Origin of the sequence: Streptomyces sp. NBC_00448 (genome assembly GCF_036014115.1) — a bacterium.
GTDB lineage: Bacteria > Actinomycetota > Actinomycetes > Streptomycetales > Streptomycetaceae > Actinacidiphila.
The window spans coordinates 6425725-6444359 of the sequence record NZ_CP107913.1; the positions used below are offsets into that span (position 1 = coordinate 6425725).

The 18635-nt window shown below is 72.5% G+C and carries 21 protein-coding genes; 12 read left to right on the plus strand and 9 right to left on the minus strand.

From position 1 onward, the window contains the following. Nucleotides 1–17 precede the first annotated feature (17 nt). Both OG370_RS27670 and OG370_RS27675 read right to left on the minus strand, forming a co-directional pair. On the minus strand, nucleotides 18–908 hold the full coding sequence (locus OG370_RS27670; protein WP_328468875.1) for a transglutaminase-like domain-containing protein: 891 nt from the start codon (nucleotides 906–908) through the stop codon (nucleotides 18–20). Then, complete coding sequence (locus tag OG370_RS27675; RefSeq protein WP_328468877.1) at nucleotides 905–1900, minus strand: GNAT family N-acetyltransferase; 996 nt, start codon at nucleotides 1898–1900, stop codon at nucleotides 905–907. Before OG370_RS27675 ends, OG370_RS27670 begins: the two co-directional genes overlap by 4 nt. 108 nt (nucleotides 1901–2008) lie before the next feature. Here OG370_RS27675 and fdxA point away from each other — a divergent pair, with 108 nt between their 5' ends. Both fdxA and dapC read left to right on the plus strand, forming a co-directional pair. Beyond that, nucleotides 2009–2329 carry a ferredoxin gene (fdxA, locus tag OG370_RS27680; RefSeq protein ID WP_018089397.1) on the plus strand — a complete coding sequence of 107 codons (321 nt, stop codon included), beginning with the start codon at nucleotides 2009–2011 and terminating at the stop codon, nucleotides 2327–2329. Nucleotides 2330–2603: 274 nt separating this feature from the next. Continuing rightward, nucleotides 2604–3710 (plus strand): succinyldiaminopimelate transaminase, encoded by a 1107-nt coding sequence (gene dapC, locus OG370_RS27685; RefSeq protein ID WP_328468880.1) that lies wholly within the window; start codon nucleotides 2604–2606, stop codon nucleotides 3708–3710. A gap of 111 nt (nucleotides 3711–3821) precedes the next feature. On the opposite strand, the gene OG370_RS27690 is transcribed toward dapC, so the two are convergent. After that, nucleotides 3822–4775: a heavy metal transporter gene (locus OG370_RS27690; RefSeq protein WP_328468882.1), complete on the minus strand. Its 954-nt coding sequence runs from the start codon at nucleotides 4773–4775 to the stop codon at nucleotides 3822–3824. Nucleotides 4776–4935: 160 nt separating this feature from the next. Here OG370_RS27690 and dapE point away from each other — a divergent pair, with 160 nt between their 5' ends. The 3 genes from dapE (at nucleotide 4936) to OG370_RS27705 (ending at nucleotide 8039) form a co-directional block, all read left to right on the plus strand. Beyond that, entirely contained in the window at nucleotides 4936–6003 is a 1068-nt protein-coding gene (dapE, locus tag OG370_RS27695) for a succinyl-diaminopimelate desuccinylase (RefSeq protein WP_328468884.1), read from the plus strand. Nucleotides 6004–6112: 109 nt separating this feature from the next. Further along, nucleotides 6113–7192, plus strand: coding sequence for an alpha/beta hydrolase (locus OG370_RS27700; protein WP_328468886.1), 1080 nt, complete (start codon nucleotides 6113–6115; stop codon nucleotides 7190–7192). 16 nt (nucleotides 7193–7208) lie between these two features. Continuing rightward, a complete protein-coding gene (locus tag OG370_RS27705) occupies nucleotides 7209–8039 on the plus strand; it encodes a TIGR00730 family Rossman fold protein (protein WP_328468888.1) in 831 nt (276 codons plus the stop codon). 29 nt (nucleotides 8040–8068) lie between these two features. On the opposite strand, the gene folP is transcribed toward OG370_RS27705, so the two are convergent. Then, nucleotides 8069–8881, minus strand: coding sequence for a dihydropteroate synthase (folP, locus tag OG370_RS27710; RefSeq protein WP_328474464.1), 813 nt, complete (start codon nucleotides 8879–8881; stop codon nucleotides 8069–8071). Between the two features lie 159 nt (nucleotides 8882–9040). On the opposite strand from folP, the gene OG370_RS27715 reads away from it, so the two are divergent. Both OG370_RS27715 and OG370_RS27720 read left to right on the plus strand, forming a co-directional pair. Continuing rightward, a complete protein-coding gene (locus OG370_RS27715; protein ID WP_328468890.1) occupies nucleotides 9041–9538 on the plus strand; it encodes a DivIVA domain-containing protein in 498 nt (165 codons plus the stop codon). After that, nucleotides 9531–10118 (plus strand): DNA-3-methyladenine glycosylase I, encoded by a 588-nt coding sequence (locus OG370_RS27720; RefSeq protein ID WP_328468892.1) that lies wholly within the window; start codon nucleotides 9531–9533, stop codon nucleotides 10116–10118. Before OG370_RS27715 ends, OG370_RS27720 begins: the two co-directional genes overlap by 8 nt. A 36-nt stretch (nucleotides 10119–10154) precedes the next feature. On the opposite strand, the gene OG370_RS27725 is transcribed toward OG370_RS27720, so the two are convergent. Continuing rightward, complete coding sequence (locus OG370_RS27725) at nucleotides 10155–10937, minus strand: enoyl-CoA hydratase-related protein (RefSeq protein WP_328468894.1); 783 nt, start codon at nucleotides 10935–10937, stop codon at nucleotides 10155–10157. 246 nt (nucleotides 10938–11183) lie between these two features. Between OG370_RS27725 and OG370_RS27730 the strand changes: the two genes are divergently transcribed. Continuing rightward, nucleotides 11184–11351 carry a DUF3117 domain-containing protein gene (locus OG370_RS27730; protein ID WP_073493047.1) on the plus strand — a complete coding sequence of 56 codons (168 nt, stop codon included), beginning with the start codon at nucleotides 11184–11186 and terminating at the stop codon, nucleotides 11349–11351. A gap of 54 nt (nucleotides 11352–11405) precedes the next feature. Here OG370_RS27730 and OG370_RS27735 read toward each other — a convergent pair whose 3' ends face one another. Further along, a complete protein-coding gene (locus OG370_RS27735) occupies nucleotides 11406–12074 on the minus strand; it encodes an O-methyltransferase (protein WP_328468897.1) in 669 nt (222 codons plus the stop codon). A 162-nt stretch (nucleotides 12075–12236) separates the two neighbouring features. Between OG370_RS27735 and sigE the strand changes: the two genes are divergently transcribed. The 4 genes from sigE to OG370_RS27755 all read left to right on the plus strand — a co-directional run bounded on the left by sigE (nucleotide 12237) and on the right by OG370_RS27755 (nucleotide 15312). After that, a complete protein-coding gene (gene sigE, locus OG370_RS27740) occupies nucleotides 12237–12998 on the plus strand; it encodes an RNA polymerase sigma factor SigE (protein WP_328468898.1) in 762 nt (253 codons plus the stop codon). Next, nucleotides 12995–13855, plus strand: coding sequence for an anti-sigma factor family protein (locus tag OG370_RS27745; RefSeq protein ID WP_328468899.1), 861 nt, complete (start codon nucleotides 12995–12997; stop codon nucleotides 13853–13855). Before sigE ends, OG370_RS27745 begins: the two co-directional genes overlap by 4 nt. 163 nt (nucleotides 13856–14018) lie before the next feature. Then, nucleotides 14019–14537, plus strand: a complete 519-nt coding sequence (locus OG370_RS27750) for a sec-independent translocase (RefSeq protein WP_328468900.1) — start codon at nucleotides 14019–14021, stop codon at nucleotides 14535–14537. Nucleotides 14538–14697: 160 nt separating this feature from the next. Then, entirely contained in the window at nucleotides 14698–15312 is a 615-nt protein-coding gene (locus OG370_RS27755) for a hypothetical protein (RefSeq protein WP_328468902.1), read from the plus strand. A 91-nt stretch (nucleotides 15313–15403) separates the two neighbouring features. On the opposite strand, the gene OG370_RS27760 is transcribed toward OG370_RS27755, so the two are convergent. The 3 genes from OG370_RS27760 to OG370_RS27770 are packed head-to-tail and all read right to left on the minus strand — an operon-like array spanning nucleotide 15404 to nucleotide 18620. After that, nucleotides 15404–16573 (minus strand): Mrp/NBP35 family ATP-binding protein, encoded by a 1170-nt coding sequence (locus tag OG370_RS27760; RefSeq protein ID WP_328468904.1) that lies wholly within the window; start codon nucleotides 16571–16573, stop codon nucleotides 15404–15406. A gap of 33 nt (nucleotides 16574–16606) precedes the next feature. Continuing rightward, a complete protein-coding gene (locus OG370_RS27765; protein WP_328468906.1) occupies nucleotides 16607–17227 on the minus strand; it encodes a DUF1003 domain-containing protein in 621 nt (206 codons plus the stop codon). Continuing rightward, complete coding sequence (locus OG370_RS27770; RefSeq protein WP_328468908.1) at nucleotides 17217–18620, minus strand: magnesium transporter MgtE N-terminal domain-containing protein; 1404 nt, start codon at nucleotides 18618–18620, stop codon at nucleotides 17217–17219. The genes OG370_RS27765 and OG370_RS27770 overlap by 11 nt, the downstream gene beginning before the upstream one ends. Nucleotides 18621–18635 lie beyond the last annotated feature (15 nt).

Genomic DNA, 18635 nt, shown 5'->3' on the forward strand with positions numbered 1-18635 from the left:
CCTCCCCCGAAAGAAGGTCAGTTGAGCCGGGCCCGCGCGGCACGCGCCTGCGTGCGGATGGTTGCCGCGGTCTCCGGGTCGAACGAGCCGATCACCTCGGCGTACTCCTCCATCTCGGCCGCACCGCCGAGGAAGTCGCCCATCTGGACGAGGACCTGGGCCCGTTCGTAGCGCAGGCGCGCCGGATGGCGGGGGAGGAGCAGCGTCAGGTCGAGGGTCCAGAGCTGGACGGGGAGGCGCTCGGGCCGGGGTGCGGCCCAGGCCCGGATGTTGTTGAGCACGCGGCGGACGATGTCCAGCGTGTCGGCCGGCGCGGGCGCGGCCATCGCGCGGCCGCCCGCCCCCGTACCGGCCTGGATGCCGCCGACCGAGCCCGACATGAGCCGTTCGGCGTCCGGCCGGGACAGCACGCGGCCCGCGTCGAAGGGGTCGACCAGGACGTACGGCGCCGGGCCGTTGTCGAACTCCGCGCCGAACTCCGCGCCGTGCGGTTCCAGTTCGCCGAGCGCCACCACGAAGTGCCCCGGCAGCCCCACGCCGTGCACCGGCGCCCCCGCGCGTCGCGCCACCTCCATCCACACCACCGACAGCAGGATCGGCAGCCCGCGCCGCCGTCGCAGCACCTCCTGGAGCAGCGACGACGACAGCAGCCCGTAGTCCGCGGGCGTGCCGTGGAAGCCGTGCCCGGCGCCCAGCACCCGCCTGAGCGCCTGGGCCCAGTCCTGCGGCGTGGTGGAGCCGTACGGGAGCAGTCCGGCGAGCCGGTCCAGTTCGATCTGGGCCAGGTCCGCCACCGGGCCGTCCAGCGCCGGGTCCGCCTCCGCGCCGATCAGCAGGCACAACTCCGCCAGGTCGGGCCGCTCCTCGCGGGCGGCCGCGGCGAACCGTTCGCGTACCGGAGCCGTCATGCCGGGGGGCGCCGGTAGTGGTAGCCGTGGTGGTCGGTGAAGCCGAGCCGGTCGTAGAGCGCGCGGGCGGCCGCGTTGTCCGCCTCGACCTGGAGGTACGCGGCGGTCGCCCCCTCGTCGTACGCCCGCCGGGCGAGCGCGCCCATCACGGTGGTGGCCAGGCCGCGCCGGCGCTGGTCCGGTGCCACCTCGACCGCGCCGAACAGCGCCCAGGGCCCTTCGACCACGGCCCGGCCGATCGCGCCCGGCGCGGTGGCGAACCACACCGACGGCCCGCCCGAGACCACCTGGAGCGCGGCGTCGGCGAGTTCGCCGGTGCGGTGGTACGAGGCGAGCCAGGCCGCGTCCGGGGTGCGCGACAGCTCCACCGGGCGGCCGACGGCCTCGGCCAGAGACGTCAACGGCGCGAGCGGGGCCGTACGGACCAGGGTGTCCGCCTCGCGCACCCACCCCGCGCGGTCCAACTCCGCCACGTAGGGCGAGGAGTCCTGCACCTGGAACAGCGGCGCGAGCCCGCGCTCCTGGTACCACCGTGTCACGACGGCGAGCGCTTCCGCCGGCGGCATCCCCGGGTCGCCCGTCAACAGCACCGAGTTCGCGCGGCGGGTGAAACCACCCGCCGCGCGCAGCACCCAGCCGCCCAGCGGCGCCGACTCCGCCGGCGGCCAGGCCCGCGACGCCACCGCCTCGATCTCCTCGGCCGTCACCGCGGGCACTCCCGGCCTGCTCCGGCCTCTGTCACGCCGCTCCGGAGCGGGCGGCACCACCTTCCCCGCCACCAGTGTCTCCTCCTCGATCCGCACCGTCTCTCCGGTCCGCCGAGTGACGCAGACCACTCCCGTATTCCAGGATGCGAGAACACCGACCGTATCGGTGAACATAGGATGCCCGTCGGCGACCTGGACCAACTGCCGGACCGAGACGCGTTTTCCCACGTCAGCGGGGGTAATGTTGATTTCGAGTCGAGCTCCGGACGAGAAAACCCCTCGCATGCCTGCCCCTCCTGTTCGGAACGTGCCCAGGAACGGAGATACTAGGTGTGGGCATCGACGACGCCGCGCTCCCGCGCGAGATGAGCCCTACCGAGGAGGAACGACAGCGTGACCTACGTCATCGCGCAGCCTTGTGTCGACGTCAAGGACAAGGCGTGCATCGAAGAGTGCCCGGTCGACTGCATTTACGAGGGCTCCCGGTCCTTGTACATCCATCCGGACGAGTGTGTCGACTGCGGCGCGTGTGAGCCGGTCTGCCCGGTGGAGGCGATCTTCTACGAGGACGACACCCCGGAGGAGTGGAAGGACTACTACAAGGCGAACGTGGAGTTCTTCGACGAACTCGGCTCGCCCGGTGGCGCCTCGAAGCTGGGTCTGATCGAGCGCGACCACCCCTTCATCGCGGCACTTCCCCCGCAGAACCAGTGACCCGGTGACAACCCCCCGGGGCTGACACCGCCGGGCCCCGTACGGCAGCGCACCGCTGCCGGCACGGCCTGGTGCACGATGGACGGTGGATCAGCGAGCGGCGTCATGGGGCTTCGGATGCAAGGCGCCGAAGTGTCCTCAGGGTGGTTTCCTGAGGACACTTCGGCAACGCCGCAGACGGAGTCGCAGGGCGGCGCGAGCCCGCCGCCCATCGTGCACCAGGTCGTCAAGGGGCCCGGTGTTCTGCGCCGCCCGCACGAACCACCCTGCGAGAGTGAGCACGTTGAGCATCTCCGCCCGCCTCCCGGTCTTCCCGTGGGACCGCCTGGAGCCGTACAAGGCCACGGCGGCCGCGCACCCCGACGGCGTGGTCGACCTGTCCGTGGGCACCCCGGTGGACCCCGTCCCCGAGGTGATCCGGCAGGCACTGACCGCCGCCGCGGACAGCCCCGGCTACCCGCTCACCTACGGCACGGCCGCGCTGCGCGAGGCCGCCGCGCACTACCTGCGCACGTGGCACGGCGTCAGCGGCGCGGACCCGGCGCACATCCTGCCGCTGATCGGCTCCAAGGAACTCGTCGGCTGGCTGCCCACCTTGCTCGACCTGCGCGAGGGCGACCAGGTCGGCTACCCGGCGCTCGCCTACCCGACCTACGAGATCGGGGCGCTCATCGCCCGGGCCGAAGCGGCCGGCTACGACGACCCGGTCACCGATCTCGACCCTGCCCGCACCCGGCTGCTCTGGCTCAACAGCCCCTCCAACCCGACCGGTCGGGTGCTGTCCGCCGCCGAACTGCGCCGGATCGTGACCTGGGCCCGCGAGCACGGCATCCTCGTCGTCTCCGACGAGTGCTACATCGAACTCGGTTGGGAGGGCACCGAGCCGGTCTCGGTCCTGCACCCCGACGTGTGCGGCGACACCCACGACGGCCTGCTCGCCGTCCACTCCCTGTCCAAGCGGTCCAACTTCGCCGGGTACCGGGGCGCTTTCCTCGCCGGCGACCCCGCGGCCGTCGCCGAACTCCTCGCGGTGCGCAAGCACGCCGGGATGATCGTGCCGCAGCCGGTACAGGCGGCGATGGTCGCGGCCCTGGGCGACCGCGAGCACGCGGTCGACCAGAAGGCGCGCTACGCCCGGCGCCGGGCCGCGCTGCGCACCGCCTTCGAGGCCGCCGGGTTCCGGGTCGAGCACAGCGAGGCCAGCCTCTACCTGTGGGCCACCCGCGACGAGGACTGCTGGCAGACCGTCGGGGACCTGTCCAAGCAGGGCATCCTCGTCGCCCCCGGCGAGTTCTACGGCCCCACCGGGCAGAACTTCGTCCGCATCGCCTTCACCGCGACGGATGAGCGGGTGGCCGCCGCGGTGGATCGGCTCGGCTGACCCTCCGAGGTGGTGGGTTCCGTCGGTTGAGGGACCACCTGTCGGTGGTGGGCTGCGCGCGGTTCCCCGCGCCCCTGTGCAAGTGCGGCTCCCACCGTGCTTGCCCCGGGACTACCGCGCGACGGTGATCCGTACGAGCGTGTCCGCGGCCGGCGCGGAAGCGCCCTTGGTTCCGGACCGGTCCGACGTCTTCTGCCACCCCTTGCCGGACTTCTTCGCCTGCCAGCGCATGTCCCCGAAGCTCACCTGCTCCACCTTCAGGTCGTGCGCGTGCGCCACCGCCCACTGCGCCAGCGCCCAGCCGCGCTGCTTGCCGGCGCCGGTCGTGGAACCGCCGGGCGGCGCCGACGGCACCGCCACGGTGCGCGGGTCGCTGTCGTCCCGCGGCCGCACCTGGCTGCCGAACTCCCGCTTCAGCAGGGCCGTCACCTTCTCGGTGTCGCCCAGCCTCCCGCCGGCGCTGTACGCGGTGTTCGCGCCGGTGGTGCAGCTCAGCGCCGCCTCGTTCTGCCCGGTCAGCGCGGCGGCCACCATCGTGGCGTCCGTCTCGTGCTGCGCGTACGCCTCCGGGTAGCCGCTGCGCTGCACCCGCTGCGCGGCCACGGTCACCGGCAGCCGGGTGTAGTTCGGGATCTTCACCAGGCTGTCGAAGAACGCGTTCGACGCGTACACCGGGTCCTGGATCTGTTTGGCGGTGCCCCACCCCTGCGAGGGGCGCTGCTGGAAGAGGCCGACCGAGTCGCGGTCCCCGGTGTCGAGGTTCACCAGCCGAGACTCCTGCATCGCCGTGGCGAGCGCTATCGTCAGCGCGCGCTCGGGCAGGCCGCGCGAGATCGACACGGCCGCGATCGTCGCGGCGTTCGCGGCCTGGTCCTGGTCGAGGGTCAGGTCGTTGCCGTCGGTCTTCACGGTGCAGCCGGCGGCCGCCGGGTTCTCGTGGTTCTCGAAGCGGTACGCGAGGTAGCCCGCGAGGGCCAGCAACACGATGAAACCGGCGGCGAACCGCAGGCCGCAGCCGCGGCCGCGCTTCTCTTCTTTGCTCGCTGGGGACGGCGACTCGGGCACGGCCGAACCCTACCGAATGTGAGCGCCCCGACCCGCCGGGTTGCCCCGTCATGTCGATTCAGGGACCCGCCTGCCGGTGGGGGCTTGCCGCCGTTTTCCGCGCCCCTGCTCGTGTGCGGCTCCTCCCGTCGCACCCGCGGGCACCGCCTACGCTGGCGGGATGGGAACCGTGTTGGACTTGGAGCAGGACGTCGCCGGGTTGACAGCTCAGCTCGTGGACGTGGAATCGGTGAGCCGGGCGGAGGGAGAGCTGGCCGACCTGGTGGCGGCGGCGCTGGCGGCGCAACCGCATCTGCGGGTGGACCGGGACGGAAACGCGGTGGTGGCCAGGACCGAGCTCGGCCGTACGGAACGGGTCGTGCTGGCGGGCCACTTGGACACCGTCCCGATCGCCGACAACCTGCCGTCGCGGCTGGACTCCGACGGAGTGCTGTGGGGCTGCGGCACCTCGGACATGAAGGCGGGCGTGGCGGTCCAGCTCAAACTCGCCGCCGGACTGCGGGAGCCCAACCGCGACCTCACCTTCGTCTTCTACGACGCCGAGGAGATCGCCGCCGAGTTCAACGGGCTCAAGCGCCTCGCCGAGCGCCATCCGGAGTGGCTCGCCGGGGACTTCGCGGTGCTGATGGAGCCGACCGACGGCCGGGTGGACGGCGGCTGCCAGGGCACGCTGCGGGTGCGGGTGCAGACCACCGGCCGCCGCGCGCACTCCGCCCGCAGCTGGCTGGGCGAGAACGCCATCCACAAGGCCGCGCCGATCCTGGCCCGGCTGGCGGCGTACGAGCCGCGCCGGGTGGAGATCGACGGCCTGGTCTACCCGGAGGGCCTCAACGCGGTGCTGATCGAGGGCGGCCACGCCGGGAACGTGATCCCGGACACCTGCGCGGTCACCGTCAACTACCGCTTCTCCCCTGACCAGAGCGAGGCCGAGGCGCTGGACCGGGTGCGCGAGGTCTTCGACGGCTTCGAGGTGGTGCTCACCGACAGCGCCCCGGGCGCGCTGCCCGGCCTGTCGCAGCCGGCCGCGGCGGCGTTCGTCGCGGCGATCGGCACCCCGCCGGCGGCGAAGGAGGCGTGGACGGACGTGGCCCGCTTCTCCGCGCTCGGCGTGCCCGCGGTGAACTACGGCCCGGGCGACCCCACCCTCGCCCACACCCGCGAGGAGAACGTCCGGATCGCCGCCGTCCAGGAGGCCGAGCGCAAGCTGCGGGAGTGGCTCACCCCATAGTCCGGGCGGTCCGAGCAACCGAACTGGGGTGCGCGCGCATCCTCCCATCCGCCATGGTGTGATCGGATACGCCCGATCCGGGCGAAGTTCGGGGGGAGAGGACACGGTCATGGGGCTGACCAGCACGTGGTTCGCCGTGGTGCTCCTGATCGCGGCGGTCGGCGCGGTGGTGGCCGCGCTCCTGCTGTGGGCGAAGGTGCGCGGCCCCCGCGCGGTGCGCACCGTGGCCCGGGTGGGCATGATCCTGCTCTGCCAGGCCACCGCGATCTGCCTGATGATGGTCCTGGTGAACAACCAGTACGGCTTCTACGCCTCCTGGGCCGACCTGCTCGGCGACGCCAACAGCGGCGGTGGCGGCACCGCCTCCGCCGCCCACCCGGCCGTGACGCCCGCCGTGCCCGACTACCACGTGGTGTTCGGCTCGTACTCCGCGGGATTCCGCCGCGCCACGGTGCGCGGCTGGCACTCCGGCACCAAGGGCGAGGTGATCGTCTGGCTGCCGCCGCAGTACGCCGCGAAGGAGTACGCCCACACCCGCTTCCCGGTGATCGAGGTGCTGCACGGCATACCCGGCACGCCGCACAGCTTCCTGCGCGGCATGCGGATCGGCCGGATCATGGCCGGCGAGATCGCGGCGGGCCGGGCCGAACCCGCGATCCTGGTGCTGCCCACGATCACGCCGGACCGGGTGGACACCGGCTGTGCGGACGTGCCGGGCAAGAGCAAGGTCGCCACCTGGCTCACCGACGACGTGCCGACCACCGTCGCGGCCAACTTCCGTACCCTGCCCGGCCCCGCCGGCTGGGCGGTGATGGGCATATCCACCGGCGGCTACTGCGCGGCCCGGCTCGCCCTGGACTACCCGGACCGGTTCGCCGCCGCGGCCGCGCTCGCACCCGACGACCCGGCCCACGGGGTGCGCAACCCGCTGTGGCTGGCCCGCAACGGCCGCCCGGCGGCCCACATCCTGGTCGAGTCCAGCCTCCAGGACCGGGAGAGCCCGCCGAAGTTCGCCGACGCGATCGCCGACGCGGTACGGCCGCCCGGCACCGTCAGCACCGTCCAGCTGACCGCGGGCGGGCACAACTGGAAGACCTGGAGCCGGATGTTCCCCGGCGCCCTGACCTGGCTCAGCGGGCGGCTGGAAGCGCCGCGAGCGGTGCCTTTGGCCCCGTCGACGGCACCCTGATGCGTACGCTGCGGGTATGACAACAGACGCAACCGACTCCGACGACGCGGGTGGGAACGCCGGTGACCGGCAGGACGCAGCAGCCGCGGCCAACGCCGCCGCCGAGGGCCGCCCGGAGGGCAAGGGCTGGCCGGAACGGCACACCGGGCCGGTGATCCGCCGACGTGGACAGGTGCTCTCCGGCACCACCGACCAGCGTCTGCTGGACAGCCGCGGCGCCACCGACTGGGTGCACAGCGACCCGTGGCGGGTGCTGCGTATCCAGTCCGAGTTCGTGGAGGGCTTCGGCGCGCTCGCCGAACTCGGCTCGGCGGTCAGCGTGTTCGGCTCCGCCCGCACCCCGGTCGACTCCCGCGAGTACGACGCCGCGGTCCGGATCGGCCGCGCCCTCGCGGAGGCCGGCTTCGCGGTCATCACCGGCGGCGGGCCCGGTGCCATGGAAGCGGCCAACAAGGGCGCGCTCGAGGCCGGCGGGGTCTCCGTCGGTCTCGGCATCGAGCTGCCCTTCGAGCAGGGGCTCAACCCCTACGTCGACATCGGCGTCAACTTCCGCTACTTCTTCGTCCGCAAGACCATGTTCGTCAAGTACGCCCGCGGGTTCGTGGTCCTGCCCGGCGGCTTCGGCACCCTCGACGAGCTCTTCGAAGCGCTCACGCTCGTCCAGACCAAGAAGGTCACCCGCTTCCCGATCGTCCTCTTCGGCACCGAGTACTGGGGCGGGCTCGTCTCCTGGGTCCGCCAGACCCTCGTCGCCGAGGGCAAGGCGTCCCCCGCCGACCTCGAACTCTTCCACGTCACCGACGACGTCGACGACGCGGTCGAAAGGGTTACGAAGGAAAGCGCGTAGGCAGGGCGCCCCTGACCCACCCCAGAGGGTCAGGCGAGCCCCCTCCGGGCCACCCGGGGCTCGCTCGCACCGGAGATCGCCGCGACCATCTCCAGGACCTGCCGGGTCTCCTGCACTTCGTGGACCCGGTACACCTGCGCCCCCAGCCACGCCGACACCGCGGTGGTCGCGAGCGTCCCGATCAGCCGCTCCTTGACCGGCCGGTCCAGCGTCTCCCCGACGAAGTCCTTGTTGGACAGGGAGACCAGCACGGGCCACCCGGTGGCCGTCATCTCGGGCAGCCGCCGGGTCGCCTCCAGCGAGTGCCGGGTGTTCTTGCCGAAGTCGTGCCCGGGGTCGATGAGGATGCCGTCGCGCCGCACCCCCAGCTTCTCGGCGCGCTCGGCGAGCCCGACGGTGACCCGGAGGATGTCGGCCATCACGTCGTCGTAGCCGATCCGGTGCGGCCGGGTCCGCGGCCGCACCCCGCCCGCGTGGGTGCACACCAGCCCCACCCCGTACCGCGCGGCCACCTCCGCCAGTTCGGGATCGACCCCGCCCCACGCGTCGTTGAGCAGGTCGGCGCCCTCCTCGCAGACGGCCCGCGCCACCTCGTGCCGCCAGGTGTCCACGCTGATCACCACGTCGGGGTGGCGGCGCCGCACCTCCGCGACGAACCGGACGGTGCGCCGGATCTCCTCGTCCGCCGACACCTCCTCGCCCGGCCCCGCCTTGACCCCGCCGATGTCCACGATCGCGGCACCCTCGGCGATCACCTGCGCGACCCGTTCGAGCGCCGGCTCGTCGGTGAAGGTGGCGCCCTGGTCGTAGAACGAGTCGGGCGTCCGGTTCACGATCGCCATGATCACCGGCTCCCGCTCACCGAATTCCCGGCTGCCCAGCCGAAGTCCCACGGTCACTCCTCATCTCAGACTCATGCGATCGTGGCACGATCGTGCCTGACATGGAGGACCCGCCGATCCGGACGGCAGGTCCCTGGGCCGTACCCCGGGAGTATCGACGTGTTCTGGTTCATGCTCATCGCGCTCGTCGCGGTGGTCGCCGCGGTGGCGCTGGCCGTACTCGGCGACGGCGGCGCGCTCAAGGACTCCCAGCCCGACCGGCTCGAGGACCGGCTGCCCCCCGACCGCCCGCTGGTCCGCGCCGACGTGGACGCGGTCCGGCTGCCGGTGGGCCTGCGCGGCTACCGCATGCTCGACGTGGACGAGGTGCTGGAGCGGCTCGGCGCGGAGCTGGCCGAACGCGACGCCCGCATCGCCGAGCTGGAGGCCCACCTCGCCGGCGCCCCCGCCGGCGCGCACCGCTACGACACCCCCGCCGTGCCGGGCACGTCCCCCCAGATCGCCCCCGGCGCCCCGTACGGGAGCGGCGGCGGCAACGGGCAGGGATACGGCCACGGATACGGTGGCGGGCCCGGCAGCGGCTACGCAGAGCCCGCCGCCCGCCCCGACCGGCCCGTGGCCGGCCCCGACGGCCTCCCGGGCGGCACGGGTGAGTGACGGCACCGCCATCCCCGGCCCCGACGGCCTGCTCCGCTGCCCCTGGGGCCTGTCCACCCCCGACTACCTGGCGTACCACGACGAGGAGTGGGGCAAGCCGGTGCACGGCGACGACGCCCTCTTCGAGCGGATCTGCCTGGAGGCCTTCCAGTCCGGGCTGTCGTGGATCACCATCCTGCGCCGCCGCGAGACCTTCCGCGCCGCCTTCCGGCACTTCGCCATCGACAAGGTCGCCGCGTTCACCGACGAGGACCGGACCCGGCTGCTCGCCGACCCCGGGATCATCCGCAACCGCGCCAAGGTCGACGCCGCGATCTCCAACGCCGCCGCCGCCCGCGAGGTCCGCGACAGCTACGACGGCGGCCTGGACGCCCTCGTCTGGTCCTTCGCCCCGGACCCCGCGAGCCGCCCCGCTCCGCGCACCCTCTCCGACGTCGCGGCCACCACCCCCGAGTCCACCGCGCTCTCCAAGGACCTGAAGAAACGCGGCTTCCGCTTCGTGGGCCCGACCACCGCGCACGCCCTGATGCAGGCGTGCGGCCTGGTCAACGACCACCTGGCGGACTGTACGGCCCGCTGACCCGGCCGCCGCTCCGGCCACGCGGCGCCCCTCGGATCAGCGCCCCTCGAACCTCGGCTTCCGCTTCTCGACGAACGCCGAGACCGCCTCACGGTGGTCCGCCGACGCCCCCGCCCGCGCCTGGAGCGTGTCCTCGTGGGCGAGCGACTCCTCCAGCGTGTGCGACGCCCCGTACGCCAGCGCCTCCTTCATCGCGGCGTACGCGACGGTCGGGCCGTCGGCGAGCCGCCGGGCCACCGCGACCGCGGCCTGCGCCAGCTCCGCCGCCGGAAGCACCTGGTGCACCAGGCCGAGCGCCAGCGCCTCCTGCGCCGGCACCGGCCGCGGGAACAGCAGCAACTCCGCGGCCCGCGCCTGGCCGACCAGCCGCGGCAGCGTCCACGACATCCCTGAGTCCGTGGACAGCGCCACCCCGGCGAACGCGGTGGTGAAGGACGCCGTGTCCGCGGCGAGCCGGTAGTCCGCGGCGAACGCGAACCCCGCGCCCGCCCCGGCCGCCACCCCGTTGACCGCGGCGACCACCGGCTTGGGCATGGTGGCCAGGGCGGTGACGATCGGGTTGTAGTGCTCGGCGACCGTCGCCAGGCCGCCGCCCGACTCCAGGATGCCGATGTGCTCCTTGAGGTCCTGTCCGACGCAGAACGCCCGGCCCGTCGCGGTGAGCAGCACGGCGCGCACCGCGTCGTCGGAGCCCGCGGTCCGCAGCGCCTCGCGCAACGCGTTCTTCGTATCCGTGTCGAGCGCGTTCATGGCCTCCGGTCGGTTCAGGGTGACCGTCGCCAAGCCGTCCTCGACCTCGTACAGCACGCTCTCGCCCATGCCAGAACCCCTTCGTCGCGGCAAGTGTCCTGGCCAGGATGCCGGACCCGGTGACGGTCCGACATGTGACGTACATCAAACCGCGCCGGGCCCGGAAGCGGCCCGACCCGGCGAAATAGCCGGGTTTGGGGGATCGGAATGTACAACGGAGTGCTTCGGCTATTGGTCATCAGGTCGACTGATGCGGGATAATGGCCGAGAACCAATGTGTTCGAGTCCGAGCTGGTTTCAGGAAGGGGAACGAGCATGGCGGCCATGAAGCCGCGGACGGGTGACGGCCCGCTCGAGGTGACCAAGGAGGGGCGGAGCATCATCATGCGCGTTCCGCTGGAGGGCGGCGGGCGGCTGGTAGTAGAGCTGACCCCGGACGAGGCGGACGCCCTGGGCGATGCGCTGAAGAAGGCCATCGTCTGAGACCAGCGGTCCCGAATCGTCACGGCCACGTACGTCCCACGTACGTGGCCGTGCTCATGCGCGGCGGATGGCGCAGAGGAGGCCGTCGTCCGTGGGCAGCAGGACCGGGGCCAGCCGCGGGCTGTCCCGGACCGCCCGCATCAGGTCGCGCAAGTGCAGGGACTCGGCGTCCTGGTGGGCGGCGTCCAGCGCGCGGCCCTGGGCGAAGGCGCCCTCGAAGCAGAGCACGCCGCCGGGGCGCAGCAGCCGCAGCGACTCGTCGAGGTAGTCCAGGCACTCCAGCCGGTCGGCGTCGCAGAAGACCAGGTCGTATCCGCCGTCGGTGAGGCGGGGCAGCACGTCGAGGGCGCGGCCGCAGATGAAGCGGGCCCGGTTGGCGGCGACCCCGGCCTCGCGGTACGCCTCGCGGGCGAGCTGCTGGCGGTCGGGTTCGGAGTCCACGGTGGTCAGCACCCCGTCGGGCCGCATGCCGCGCAGCAGGTGGATGCCGGAGACGCCGGTGCCGGTGCCGATCTCGACCACGGACTTCGCGTCGCAGGCCCCGGCGAGCAGTCGCAGGGCCGCGCCGGTGCCGGGGGAGACCGCGCGCAGCCCCTCCGTACGCGAGCGGGCGCGGGCGCGTATCAAGGCGTCGTCCTCGGCGACGAAGGCGTCCGCGAACGCCCAGCTCGCCTGCCGGTTGCCGGTAATGGCCGCTCCCCTTGTCCGGTGTTCTCCTTGCAATTGCGCCGCCCGGGCGACTGTATCCGTTGCCGCCGGGAACCTGCTGATGGGACCGGGCGTTAGAGAGGACGGGTGGCAACGGCCCCCCGCGGGGATGGAGCGGCAGCCCCCTCTCCGCTTTGGCAACAGCGCACTTATCCGGAGCTAACGGGCGAGGTGGATATGGTAGGGGCTCTACTGGAGACCACCAGAGCCGACAGGGGAGGTGCGGCTGCGGCCGGTGACCGAGGAATGCTCGACCGCTTCCGAAAGTCCGCCGGACAGCCGAAATCCGTGACCGACACAGCTGATGACCGTTCACCCAGGACCGACTCCGCGACCGCGACGTTCGCTACCGACGGAGACGGCCAGACGTGGACGCCTCCTTCCTGGGAGGAGATCGTCAGCACGCACAGTGCCCGGGTGTACCGGCTGGCCTACCGCCTGACCGGGAACCAGCACGACGCGGAAGACCTCACCCAGGAGGTCTTCGTGCGGGTCTTCCGCTCCCTGTCCACCTACACGCCCGGCACTTTCGAGGGCTGGCTGCACCGCATCACCACGAACCTCTTCCTGGACATGGTGCGGCGCCGGCAGCGCATTCGTTTCGACGCTCTCGGCGACGACGCGGCGGAGCGGCTGCCCAGCCGCGAGCCGTCCCCCGCGCAGCACTTCAGCGACACCCACTTCGACGCGGACGTCCAGCAGGCGCTGGACACCCTCGCGCCGGAGTTCCGGGCCGCCGTGGTGCTCTGCGACATCGAGGGGCTGTCGTACGAAGAGATCGCCGCGACCCTCGGGGTGAAACTCGGCACCGTGCGAAGCCGCATCCACCGCGGCCGCTCGCACCTGCGCAAGGCTCTGGAGCACCGGGCGCCCGGAGCGCGCCCGGCGCCCGCGTTCGCTGCCACCGGGTCCAAACCCCTGGAGGGCGGGAGAGCGTGAGCAGCAGCGGTTCAGGCGAGCAGCACCGTCCCCAACGTCCTGCACCCGCCGAGCAGCACCTCGGTGACCGACTTTCCGCCTTCGTCGACGGCGAGCTGACGGACGACAGCCGGGACCGGGTGCTGGCCCATCTCGCGACATGTACGCAGTGCAAGGCCGCCGCCGCCGAGCAGCGCCGGCTCAAGAGCGTGATCGCCGGCTCGGAGCTGCCGGCCATATCGGCCGGTCTGCTGGCGCGGCTGCAGGGCCTGCCGGCCATGGACGGCCAGGACGGCCCCGGTGGCCCGGCGCGGCCCGAGGGTCTGTCGGCCGACGAGGCGGGCAGCGTCGGCCACCGTCGCGGCCCGTTCGACGGCGGCTTCTTCGGCTCGCGGCCGACGCTTCCCGACTCGGTGCTCTCCGACCCCGGCAGGTCCGACACCGGTCGCTCCGGCTCCGGCCTGGCCCGATCAGGGGGCGCGCGGCGCGAGGAGTTCTCCTTCCTCGGCCCGGCCGCCGATCTGGTGCCGTCCGGTGACGGGCGCGGCCGCGGCTTCCGGGTCCACGACAGCACCTCCCGGGGTCGGCGCTTCGCCTTCGCCGCGGCCGGCGCCTTCTCGATGGCCGCGATCGCCATCGGCAGCGCGCTGCCGATGGAGGCGGCGATGGACAGCGGCGCCCGGCCGGACGACGGCCCCGCGGTCAGCCCGCTCAGCGCCGGTCAGGTCTCCGACACCCGCGGCACCATCCCGCGCGGCGTGCTCAGTTCGGACCGCGAGGAGCAGCGGCGCGAGCGGATCGTGGTCGCGTCGGCCACCTCCGTGCCGTTGATACCGCCGGTCCAGCAGGCGTCGAACGGCTCGTTCCCGCTGCACTGAGCGGTGGTTCGGCGTCGGGCACCGACCGGTGTCAGCGCAGGTCTTTACCGGGCGGCAGCATAGTGTTGGCCACAGCCACTCCCGTATCGCTTGCTCGGGCAGGTACCGTGAATTCCGCCGGTCCCTGCCCACGCCGGCCGTGGACGTCTCAAGGAGCTGCAAGGTGTTCTTCGACATAGGCCCGCTGGAGCTGGTCGCGATCGTGGTCCTTGCCGTGCTTGTCTTCGGCCCGGACAAGCTGCCGAAGCTGATCCAGGACGCCATGGCCTTCATCCGCAAGGTGCGGGAGTTCTCCGACAGCGCCAAGGAGGACATCCGCCGCGAGCTGGGGCCGGAGTTCAAGGACTTCGAGTTCGAGGACCTCAACCCGAAGACCTTCATCCGCAAGAACCTGATCAACAGCGAGAACGACGAGTACGGCCTCGGCGAGCTGAAGGACCTCGGCAAGAGCCTTGACCTGCGCAAGGACCTCACCGACGTCACCGACCTGCGCAAGGACATGGCGGAGGTAACCGACGCGGTCAACGGGGTCAGGACGGGCGTCAACGGCTCGTCCTCGTCGTCAGCCTCTTCGGGGACGGCTTCTTCCGGGGCCGGCTCCGCGGACTCCGGCGGCACCCCCGACCGGTTGAAGAAGCTGGGTCCGGACGAGCCGCCGCCGTACGACTCCGACGCGACCTGATCCGGGGAGCGTCAACCCGAATCCACGTTTTCACCCGATTGCATGGCCGTTGTCCGTGTGTTCGGCATCACCCCACGCCGTTTCGCGCCCCGAACCCGCCCATGGTCGGGCAAGATGGCATGTCGCCCAGGAGGGCGGTCATCGAGGAGGCGCGACCCATATGGAGACGAAGACCGGCACGCAACAGGGGGCGGTCGAGGGCTACCTGTTGGCCGACTTCCCCTGGTACGGGCTGGACCAGGCATTCACCGGGCCCCGGTGGCTCGGTCTGCTCGGCGCCAGCGCGGACGGGACCGTCGAACACGGAGCGACCGGACACGGCGACGAGCCGTCGCTCAAGGCCGAGGCCGCCGACCCGGAGGGCCAGAAGTTCGCGGTCGTGGTCACCGTCGCCCACCGGCCGCTACGGCGCAGCGCCGACGGCACCGGTGTGATGGAGGCCACCTCGGTCTCCTCCGCGGCCTGGCTGGCCGGCTCCGGGCTGCTCTCGGCGACCTGGCCCACCCGGATGGACCGCGCGCTGCGGCAGGACTGGCTCGACCAGCAGACCTCGGCGGCGTGGGAGCTCGCGGACGAGCTGACCGGACCCGGATGGTCGTCCCTGACCCTCCCGGTCGACGGCGTCCCCACCCCCTTCCACTACCGCGAGTCGGAATACGGCTGGGTGATGGCCGGCTCCGCCGCGGGAGTGCACCTCGGGGCGTACGGCCGCAACATGTCCGCCTACGGCCTCGCCCTGGCCGCCATCCCCGACCTCACCGCGTACGCGGGGTGACCGGACCCCCCGGGGTGGCCCGTTCTGTCGGTTGAGGGACCACCTGCAGGTGTTCCCGCAGCCGGCGGGCAGGGGCAGCCCGGGGGAGCCGTCAGAACTTGTTGCGCGGGGTGATCCCGAGCGACATCCCCGCCAACCCGCGCTCGCGGGCGGAGAGCTTCGCGGCGATGCCCCGCAGCGCCGCCCCCGCGGGGGACTCCGGCGCCGTGAGGGCCACCGGCCGGCCGTCGTCGCCGCCCTCGCGCAGCCGCACGTCGATCGGGATGCGCCCGAGTACGGGCACCGTGGTGCCGGTGGTGCGGGACAGCCCCTCGGCGACCCGGTCGCCCCCACCCGTGCCGAACACCTCGACGACCTCGTCGCAGTGCGGGCACGGCATCCCCGCCATGTTCTCCACGACGCCGACGATCTTCTGGTGGGTCTGCACGGCGATCGACCCGGCCCGCTCGGCGACCTCCGCCGCCGCCTGCTGCGGGGTGGTCACCACGAGGATCTCCGCGTTCGGCACGAGCTGCGCGACGGAGATCGCGATGTCGCCGGTGCCGGGCGGCAGGTCGAGCAGCAGGACGTCCAGGTCGCCCCAGTAGACGTCCGCGAGGAACTGCTGGAGCGCGCGGTGCAGCATCGGCCCGCGCCACACCACCGGCGCGTTGCCGGGGGTGAACATGCCGATCGAGATGACCTTCACACCGTTCGCCGACGGCGGCATGATCATGTTCTCGACCTGGGTGGGACGGCCCTCCGCGCCGAGCATCCGCGGCACGCTGTGCCCGTAGATGTCCGCGTCGACCACGCCGACCTTCAACCCGTCCGCGGCCATCGCGGCGGCGAGGTTCACCGTCACCGAGGACTTGCCGACCCCGCCCTTGCCGGAGGCGACCGCGTAGACCCGGGTCAGCGAGCCGGGCTGGGCGAAGGGGATCTCCCGCTCGGCCTGGCCGCCGCGCAGCGAGGACGCCAGCTCGCGGCGCTGCTCGTCGCTCATCACGTCCAGCGCCACCCGCACCGACGTCACCCCGGCCACGCCCTGCACCGCTGCCGTGACCCGGCCGGTGATCTCGTCCCGCATCGGGCAGCCGGACACGGTGAGGTAGACGGTGACGGCGACCGAGCCGTCGGCGGCGATGTCGACGGATTTCACCATGCCGAGTTCGGTGATCGGCTTGTGGATCTCCGGGTCGTCAACGGTCGCCAGCGCGGCGCGTACAGCGTCGTCGGTGGGGGTGCCGGTCGGGGTAGAACCGTGCAGAGCGGTAGCCATACGCACGAGGATACGGCGGTCCCGAGCGGCCCTTCAGCGGCCCCGGCCGTCGCCTTCGTCACTGCGCGGGCGGCGCTGGTCACCGTGCCGGTCCTGGCCGTGCCGCTCGTTGCGCCGCTCGGCACGGTGCCGCTGCTCGTCGATCTCCTTGACCAGGTCCTGGAGTTCCGAGCGAATCCAGTCCCGCGTGGCGACCTCGCCCAGGCCCATCCGCAGTGCGGCCACCTCCCGGGTCAGGTACTCGGTGTCGGCGATGTTCCGTTCGTTCTGCTTGCGGTCCTGTTCGAGATTGACCCGGTCCCGGTCGTCCTGCCGGTTCTGCGCGAGCAGGATCAGCGGGGCCGCGTAGGACGCCTGCAGCGACAGCATCAACGTCAGGAAGATGAACGGGTAGTGGTCGAACTGGAAGTTCCGTGGCGCGAAGACGTTCCACAGCACCCAGACGATGATGATCACCGTCATCCAGACGATGAACCGCCCGGTGCCGAGGAAGCGCGCCACCCGCTCGGAGAGTTTGCCGAACGCGTCCGGGTCGTAGGACGGCAGCAGGCTGCGGCGCGGTTCGCGCGGCTGGTCCAGCCGGTTCTTGCGCGGCCGTCCGGTCGCCGTGGCCCCCGCCGGGTGGCGGGTCCGCTCGCGCTCGTCAGCGGCCATCGGGTGCCTCCGCGCGCTCGTCCGTGCCGCGGCCGTCCGCGTCGTCGTCCCCGTCCGTGCCGCTGTCCGTGCCGCCCTCCGCGCCGTACAGCGCGGTCTCCCGCCAGTCGTCCGGCAGCAGGTGGTCCAGCACGTCGTCCACGGTCACCGCGCCGACCAGCGAACCGCTCTCGTCCACCACCGGCGCGGAGATCATGTTGTACGTGGCCAGGAAGCTCGTCACCGACGGCAGCGCGGTCTCCGGGCCCAGCGGCTGCAGGTCGGTGTCCACGATCGCGCCGAGCAGGGTGAAGGGCGGGTCGCGCAGCAGGCGCTGGAAGTGCACCAGGCCGAGGTACTTCCCGGTCGGGGTGTCGTCCGGGGGCCGGCACACGTATACCTGGGCGGCCAGCGCGGGGGACAGGTCGGGGTTGCGGATGCGGGCCAGCGCGTCGGCCACGGTCGCGTCCGGGCGCAGCACGATCGGCTCGGTGGTCATCAGCCCGCCCGCGGTGCGCTCCTCGTACGACAGCAGCCGCCGTACGCCCGCGGCCTCCTGGGGCTGCATCAGGGTGAGGAGGCGTTCCTGCTCGTCCGTCGGCAGCTCGGCGAGCAGGTCGGCGGCGTCGTCGGGGTCCATCGCCTCCAGCACGTCCGCGGCCCGCTCCTCCTTGAGCTTGCTGAGGATCTCCACCTGGTCGTCGTCCGGCAGTTCCTCCAGGACGTCGGCGAGCCGGTCGTCGTCGAGGGCGGCGGCCACCTCGCCGCGGCGCTTGGGCGACAGGTGGTGCAGCACGTTCGCCAGGTCGGCCGGGCGCAGTTGCTCGAAGGTCGCCACCAGGTTCTCCGCGCCCTGGCCCTCCTCGGCGAGCGAGAAGCCGCTCACCGCCGACCAGTCCACGGTCAGCGCCTCGCCTCGGCGGCGCAGCGCCCCGCTCTTGCCGCGCCGGACGAAGACCTTGTCGATCTCCCAGTCCCGCCGGGAGGGCAGCTGGGTCATGGACACATCGAGCACGGTGACCTCGACGGACAGGGCCTCGTCGGCGGCGGAGCGGGCCACGGCGGTGGGGGTCTCGGCGGGGGAGCCCGACTCGTCGGTGGCCAGCCGCACCCTGCGGTCGAGCAGCTCGCCCAGCACCAGCGTCTCGGTCGGCCGCTGCTCGAAGCGCCGCATGTTCACCACGCCGGTGGTGATGACCTGACCGGACTCCACACCGGTGACCCGGGTCATGGGCAGGAAGATCCGGCGCCGGCTGACCACCTCGACGACCAGGCCCAGCACCCGGGGCGGGCGCCCTCCGACGCGCAGCATGACGACCACGTCGCGCACCCGCCCGACCTGGTCGCCGTTCGGATCGAAGACGGCGACCCCGGCCAGGTGCGAGACGAAGACCCGAGGGGCGCCTGCCGCCATGTTGGGGGCCTCCTA